Origin of the sequence: Sphingomonas parva (ex Maeng et al. 2020) (assembly GCF_004564275.1) — a bacterium.
Lineage (GTDB): Bacteria > Pseudomonadota > Alphaproteobacteria > Sphingomonadales > Sphingomonadaceae > Allosphingosinicella > Allosphingosinicella parva.
Window position 1 is genome coordinate 1 of the sequence record NZ_SPDV01000076.1, and the last position, 7,358, is coordinate 7,358.

Below are 7,358 nucleotides of genomic sequence, written 5' to 3' on the forward strand. Positions count from 1 at the left end.
TCGCCTCCGCAGGAAGTCCCTCGCCGCCGGCAACCCCCCGCTGCCGGTTGGCGTCGGCCTTGATCAGGCTGGCGTCGACCGCGAAGCCCTCGCCGCCGACCAGCCCCTCGAGCAGGCAGCGCTCGACGGTGAGCTCGAACAGCCGGCGCAGCAGATCGCTGTCGCGGAAGCGGCCGTGTCGGTTCTTCGAGAAGGTCGAGTGATCCGGCACCGCCCCGTCGAGGCCAAGCCGGCAGAACCAGCGGTAGGCGAGATTGAGATGCACCTCCTCGCAGAGGCGCCGCTCGGAACGAATGCCGAGACAATAGCCGATCAGCAGCATACGGATCATCAGCTCCGGATCGATCGAGGGCCGCCCTGTCGCGCTGTAGAAGGGCCGCAGGTGCTCGCGAATGTCGGCCAGATCGACGAACCGATCGATCCGCCGCAGCAGGTGGTCGTCAGGGACGTGGCGCTCCAGGCTGAACCCGTAGAACAGCGCCTCCTGCATCACCGTCCGCTCGCCCATCATCGGCTCGCCTCCCGCTCTGGCAGGACGATTGAATCAGAGCGGAGTCACGGCAGCAAGGGGAGTTTTTCAACACTATCGGTGGAAAGCCGACTTTGCAAATCCAACCGATGCTGATTAGCCCTTCCTGATGGAGCATCTGGAGCTGCGTCAGAAGCTGGCGGCTAGACGGCCGCGCAGCCGAAAGGTCCGCGTTTCGCGTTGATCATCCAAGAGCGGAAGGTCCGGACTCGGCCACTTTCAGCCGCGGCGCGGCGCTTGCCGGGCCGCCATACTGGTTTGACTTTGAACGTTGTTCATGATATGTTCTACTCTGCGCGGCGGCCCTTCGGCTCCCGCTTGGTCTCGCGTTGGCTCTTTCGATTGTGAAGCCTTGATGATGCGCATCGCGCGCGTACGCCGGCTTTAGAGGTGGCCGGCGCCCGCATATTGCGGTGAAGTCCCGCCGATCCAGGGCCTCGATCGCTGCCGCGCCGCGCGCGCCTGCTCCGCTGCCTGCGCCGGGCCTGGATCGGGCGCTCCCGCGCCTGCATCCCTGCGGATCGGGCCGACGCCGCAGCTTTGCTGCGCTGCAGCGGATTCACCGTAAACAACGGTCGATTTACGGTGTGCAGTGCAGCAGGGCAGGGCGCCGCAGGGAGGGGCAGGGGGCGGACATCGGCCATGCCTTCGTCCCTCGCGGTCCCCGGATTCCCTGTTCCTTACAGGAAACGCCTGTTCCTCCCCGCCCCGGTGCGGCGGCGCCTTCCTTGCCGCTACGCCTAGATCAACCCCATCGCCCTCAGGCTGGCATGGCCGTTCGCCCCGACGATGACGTGGTCGTGCACCGAGATGCGCAGCGGGCGCGCCGCCTCGACGATCTCGCGGGTCAGGCGGATGTCCTGCTGGCTGGGGGAGGGGTCGCCGCTCGGGTGGTTGTGGACCAGGATCATCGCCGTCGCGTGATAGTCGAGCGCCTTGCGGATCACCTCGCGCACATAGACCGCCGCCTCGTCGACCGAGCCCTCCGACATCGGCAGGTTGCGGATCAGCCGGTTCTTGGCGTCGAGATAGAGGACGCGCACCCTTTCGACCGGATTGAACGCCATGTCGGCACGCAGATAGTCGAGCAAGGCCTGCCAGCTGCCGAGCACCGGCGCCTGGCGGAATTTCGATTCGAGCAGGCGGAGCGAGGCCGCCTGGGCGATCTTGATCGCCGCCACCGCGCTCTCGCTGATCTCGCCGGCGCGGGCGATCGCCTCGTGCTCCGCCGAGAGCAAAGGGCCGAAGCCGCCGAAATGGTCGATCAATTTGCGGGCGAGCGGCTTGGTGTCGCGGCGGGGGATGACCAGGGCGAGCAGATACTCGACCAGTTCGTGGTCGAGCAGGGCATCGGGGCCGCCGTCCAGGAGCCGCTGGCGCAGCCTGGCGCGGTGGCCGCTCGCGTCAGGTTGCTGATCGGCCATTAAGGCGAGAATAAGCTTGGCCATGGCCTTAGGCAAACCTCGCGCGCTACAGCGGGAAAGTGACGGGGCCGGAACGGAGCGGGGGCATGGAGGTTGAGCCAGCCATGATGTCGAAGCAGGTCCGCGACGCGCGTCCGGCGCCCAGGGGCTAGGGTCGCGCGGGTGGACGAGCAGGACCCGGAGGCGCCGGAACGGCAGCCCGGCGACGCGCCGGAAGGCGGCACGGTGCTCCGGCGGCGCCGGCGGCTGGTCCTGCCCGTCATCCTCTTCGTGCTCGTCGCCGCGCTCGCTCTGGCCTGGGCGCTGCGCATGCAGATCGCCTCCACCTTCCTCGGCCGCGAGCTCGCCCGCCGCGGCGTCGAGGGCAGCTACACCGTCAAGAGCATCGGCTTCGGCCGGCAGCGGCTCGAGGACGTCGTCATCGGCAAGGCGGGCGATCCGGACCTCGTCGCGAAATCGGTCGAGATCGAGCTGAGCTGGACGGGCCTCAGGCGGCCGAAGATCGCGCTGATCACGGCGCGCGGTGTTCGCCTCCGCGGCAGGGTGGTCGACGGCCGGATCAGCCTCGGGCAGATCGACAAATTGTTGCCGCCGCCGAGCGGCGCGCCGTTCCGCTTCCCGGACCAGGCCGTCGATGTCGCCGACGCCTCGCTCCGCCTCGAGACCCCCGCCGGCCGGATCGGGATCGGACTCGAAGGCCGCGGCAATCTCGCCGACGGGTTCCGCGGCCGCATGGCGGCGAGCGCCCGGGCGCTCCAGCTCGGCACCTGCCGCATCGCCGCGCCGTTCGCGACCGGCGCGGTGGCGATCGCGAAGGGCAGGCCCGGCTTCGCCGGACCGGTCCGTGCCGCCGCTCTGGGCTGCGGCGAATTCCTCGTCGCCGAGCCGCGGCTCGGGCTCGACGTGCAGCTCGCCGAGGCGCTGAACGCCTGGCGCGGCAAGGCGTCGCTCGCCGCCGCGGGCCTCCGGCTCGATTCGAACCGGCTCGGCGCGCTCGCCGGCAGCATCGGCTTCGAAGGCGATGCGGGACGGACTGCCGGCGCGGTCAATCTCGCCGCCGCCTCGGCGCGCGTCGGGGAGGTCGCTGCGGGCCGCACCCGGATCGACGGACGCTACGCTCTGTCGCTGAAGACCGGTTCCTTGTCCCTCCAGGCCGATGCCGGCGCGCGCGGGGTCTCCGCCGTGCCGCTCCTTGCCGGGGCGATCGACGCTCTGGGCTCGGCCGGCGGCACGCCGCTCGAGCGGGTCGGCGAGGCGCTGGCCGCCGCGCTGCGCAGGGCCGGCAGCGCCTTCGACGCGGCCGGCTCGATCCGCCTGGTCCGCGACAGCCACGGCGCCGGGCTGCGCTTCGAGCGGCTGATCGCGCTCAGCCGGAGCGGCGCGCGCCTGACCCTCGAGGGCGGGGAGGGCGTCACCTACGCCTGGCCGAGCGGCCTCTCGCGGATCGACGGTACTCTCGCTTTGTCCGGCGGCGGCTTCACGGCCGTTCAGGTCGCGCTTCGCCAGCCCGCGCTCGGGGGGGCGATCGAGGGCGTCGGCCGTGTCGCCCCGCTCACCGCCGGCGGGTCGCGGCTGGCGCTCGGCCCGGTACGCTTCCGCGCCGCCGGCGGCGGCGTGACCAGCATCGACACCGTCGCGACGATCGACGGGCCGTTCGACGGAGGCAGCGTCACCGGGCTGGTGCTGCCGATCGCCGCGCGCTTCGACGGCCGCGGCGGCTTCGCTCTGGGCGAGACCTGCCTGCCAGCGCGGGTCCGGAGCTTCACGACCGGCACGCTGCGTCTCGGCGCGGCCGCCTTCTCGCTCTGCCCGACCGGGCGCGCTTTGGTGTGGAAGACCCCGGGCGGCGTCGTCGCGGGCGGGGCCTCGGTGCGCGCGCCGCGTTTCGCCGGCACGCTCGGCAGCTCGCCGGTCAGCATTGCCGCCTCGCGCCTGCTGTTCGGGCTGGAGGGGCCCGGCTTCACCGCCTCCGATCTCGCCGTCCGCCTCGGCCCCGCCGACGCCGCCAACCGGCTCGACATCGCCTCGTTCACCGGGCGGTTCGGCGGACCGGGCGTTTCCGGCCGCTATTCGGGGCTCAGCGCCCGCCTCGCCGCCGTACCCCTGCTGCTGTCGGACGGCGCCGGCCGCTGGTCGCTGGCCGGAAGCGACCTCGCCATGCAGGGCGCGCTGCGCGTCGCCGACACGATGGATCCGGCGCGCTTCCATCCCCTGGTCGCACCCGACTTCCGCCTGACGCTGTCGAACAACGCGATCGCGGCAGGAGGCTGGCTCGACGATCCGGAGACCGGCACGAGGGTGATGCAGGCGGACATCGCCCATTCGCTGAACAGCGGCGCGGGCCGGGCGAAGCTCGCCGTCCCCGGCATCCGCTTCGACGAGAATTTCCAGCCCGAGGCGCTGACCCGACTCACCACCGGCGTGATCGCCCTGGTCAGGGGGGTGTTGCGCGGCGATGCCGAGATACGCTGGGATTCGCAGGGGACGACGAGCACCGCCACGTTCGCGACCGACGACATGGATTTCGCCGCCGCCTTCGGCCCGGTCGAGGGCTTCAAGTCGACGGTCCATTTCACCGACCTGCTCGGCCTCGCCAGCGCGCCCGGCCAGCTCGCCGAGGTCGATCTGATCCGCACCGGCATCGACGTCTTCGACGGGCGCATCCGCTACCAGCTCCTCCCCGGCCTGCGCGTCCGGGTGGAGGGCGGACGCTGGCCGTTCGCCGGCGGAGAGCTGTCGCTCGAGGAGACCATCCTCGATTTCTCCCAGCCGAGCACCAAGCAGCTGACGTTCCGCGTCACAGGCCTCGACGCCGCCCGCTTCATCCAGCAGATGGAATTCTCGAACATCTCGGCCACCGGGACCTTCGACGGGATCATCCCGATGGTCTTCGATCAGCAGGGCGGCCGCATCGTCGGCGGCCATCTGATCGCGCGGGAAGGGGGCGGCACCCTCTCCTACGTCGGCGAGCTCACCGACAAGGATCTCGGCACCTACGGCAAGCTCGCCTTCGATGCGCTGAAATCGATGCGCTACAGCAAGCTCACCATCGCCCTCGACGGCGCGCTCGACGGCGAGTTCGTCGCCGGAATCGAGCTCGACGGAGTCGCCCGCGATCCGGTGCTGACCGTGGCGCCGGCCGGGGGCGGGATCAGCGGCCTCGTCGCGCGCCGGGCGCTCGGCCAGCTCGCCAAGATCCCGTTCGAGTTCAACATCACCGTGCGTGGGCCGTTCCGGGCGCTGCTCGCCACCGCCCGCTCGTTCGAGGATCCGTCCAACCTCATCCAGTCGGTCCTGCCGGAGAAGCTGCGCGAGCAATCGGCTTTTCCGTCGCCGCTGGACGATTCTCCCGCCCCGCCGGCGCCCGCGCGGCCGCCGGCGCAGCCCCCGGTGCAATTCACCCCTGTTCAGCCCAAAGAAAGCGAGACTGTGCGATGAAAGCGGCGATATTGACGAGACTGCGTTCGACGCAGGGTGCGGTCGGGAGGTTTCTCCTGCTCGCGCCGGTGCTGGTTTCGACGGCCGGATGCGTTCAGGTGAGCGCGCCGGAGAAACCGATCGAGATCAACCTCAACATCAATATCAGGCAGGAGGTCGTGGTTCGTCTTCAGGAGGACGTGCGCGATCTCATCGAGAAGAATCCGGGAGTATTCTGACCATGAACCGCCGTCTCAAGCTGATCGTCGCCGCCGGAATCGCGGTGTTCGCCGTCGCGGGCGGTGCCTCCGCGGCTTATGCGATGCTCCAGGGCGACGCCGCCGCCGAGCTGCGCGCCAGCGGCCAGGCCGGCGAGCAGGCCGACGGCTATCTCGGCATCGTCGGATCGCCCTCCGCCGCGCTCCGCGCCCAGGTCGATTCGGTCAACATCAAGCGCCGTGCCTATTACACCGATCTCGCCGCCAAGCGCGGCGCCAAGATCGAGGAGGTCGCCGCGACCACCGCCTGCGAGCTGTTCCGCACCAAGGTCGGCCCGGGCCAATATTATCGCGGCACCGACGGTGCCTGGCACCAGCGCGACGGCAGCGCCCCGGTCCCGCTGCCGAGCTATTGCGGCTAATTTTCAATCCTCCCTGTCCGCGAAGCGGATGGGGAATGTCGAGGTGAGACGTGCCCCGCACGGCTCAGCCCTGTCCGGCGGACAGGGCAACCTCGACATGACCGCGCGCAGCGCGGTGGAGGGGCCGGGAAGGCCGACCACCTCCCGGCCCCTCCACCAGGCTTCGCCTGGTCCCCCTCCCCATGGGCTTCGCCCACAGGGAGGACAGCCAAGACAACCTGGCACCAGCGCGACGGCAGCGCGCCCGTGCCGCTGCCGAGCTATTGCGGCTGAGCTTCTTCCCCTCCCTTTGAGGGAGGGATGGGTAGGTCGCCGTGCCCCCGGCACGGCTGCGTCACGCGGGGCGTGACGCACCTACCGATGGTGGGGTGCGGCTGAGGCCCCTCGATGGGGCCGAAGACGCCCATCGGTGCCCGGGCGCCGCAGAGCTCGCTCCGCTCGCGACCCACCCCCAGCCCCTCCCTTGCAGGGAGGGGAGCTCTCTGCTCCGCCACCACCCCCAACCCCTTCCACGAAGCCGTGGAGGGGGCATGCTGCGACCGAGTTCGCCGTCCTTCCCCCCTCCAGCACTTGCTGGAGGGGGCAGGGGGTGTGTGCAGACCGGATAGGGTGGTGACAGACTAGACCGGATACCTGGGTGACAGCTGTCTTATCGGCGAGGGAGACTCGCCGATGCCTTGGCAAGAGAGCTGTGCGATGGATGAGAGGGTGGCGTTCATCAGTGACTGGCTGGCGGGACATTGGACGGTGGTAGAGCTCGCCGGTCACTACGGAGTGAGCCGCAAGACGGCTTACAAGTGGATCGACCGGTACGCGTGCGAGGGCGTGGCGGGGTTGGCGGAGCGGTCGAGTGCGCCGCTGGTGCATGGCCGAGCGACGGACGAGATGCTCGTCGAGGCAATTTTGCAGCAGCGGGAGGAGCGTCCGAGTTGGGGCCCGCGGAAGATCATCGCAAAACTGGCACAGCGCCGTCCGGACTTGCCGTGGCCAGCGCCGTCGACGGCCGGCGAGATCCTGAAGCGGGCTGGCTTGGTGCAGTCGAGGCGCCGCCGAAATCGGGCGCCGCCGACGCTCGGCGGTCTGACGTGTGCGGAGCGCCCCAATCATGTTTGGGCGGTTGATCACAAGGGATGGCGTCGTCTTGGGGACGGGGAGCGCCTTGAGCCGCTAACGATCAGCGACAGCTTTTCTCGATACCTGATTGGCCTTTCTGCCGGCGCGACCACGCGCGGGGAGGAGGCGATGCCGGTGTTCGAGCGCGTTTTTGCGGCCTACGGGCTGCCCGAGATGATCCGCTCAGATAACGGCACACCCTTTGCCTCGGCCGGTGTCGTCGGCATGACCAAGC

General features: G+C 70.0%; 6 protein-coding genes. 4 read left to right on the forward strand and 2 right to left on the reverse strand.

What is annotated here, in order from left to right; all coding sequences use genetic code 11:
- On the reverse strand, positions 1-511 hold a 511-nt coding region (locus E2493_RS20105; RefSeq protein ID WP_135090391.1), incomplete at its 3' end, for a transposase.
- A 758-nt stretch (positions 512-1,269) separates the two neighbouring features.
- Positions 1,270-1,977, reverse strand: a complete 708-nt coding sequence (gene radC / locus E2493_RS20110) for a RadC family protein (RefSeq protein ID WP_225421614.1) — start codon at positions 1,975-1,977, stop codon at positions 1,270-1,272.
- A 138-nt stretch (positions 1,978-2,115) separates the two neighbouring features.
- Here radC and E2493_RS20115 point away from each other — a divergent pair, with 138 nt between their 5' ends.
- The 4 genes from E2493_RS20115 to E2493_RS20130 form a co-directional block, all read left to right on the forward strand.
- Positions 2,116-5,391, forward strand: a complete 3,276-nt coding sequence (locus E2493_RS20115) for a YdbH domain-containing protein (RefSeq protein ID WP_135090453.1) — start codon at positions 2,116-2,118, stop codon at positions 5,389-5,391.
- Positions 5,388-5,609, forward strand: coding sequence for a YnbE family lipoprotein (locus tag E2493_RS20120; RefSeq protein ID WP_135090455.1), 222 nt, complete (start codon positions 5,388-5,390; stop codon positions 5,607-5,609). Before E2493_RS20115 ends, E2493_RS20120 begins: the two co-directional genes overlap by 4 nt.
- Positions 5,610-5,611: 2 nt before the next feature.
- Positions 5,612-6,010 (forward strand): YdbL family protein, encoded by a 399-nt coding sequence (locus E2493_RS20125; protein WP_135090457.1) that lies wholly within the window; start codon positions 5,612-5,614, stop codon positions 6,008-6,010.
- A gap of 708 nt (positions 6,011-6,718) precedes the next feature.
- A partial coding sequence (locus tag E2493_RS20130) for a helix-turn-helix domain-containing protein (protein WP_167737662.1) occupies positions 6,719-7,358 on the forward strand: 640 nt, incomplete at its 3' end.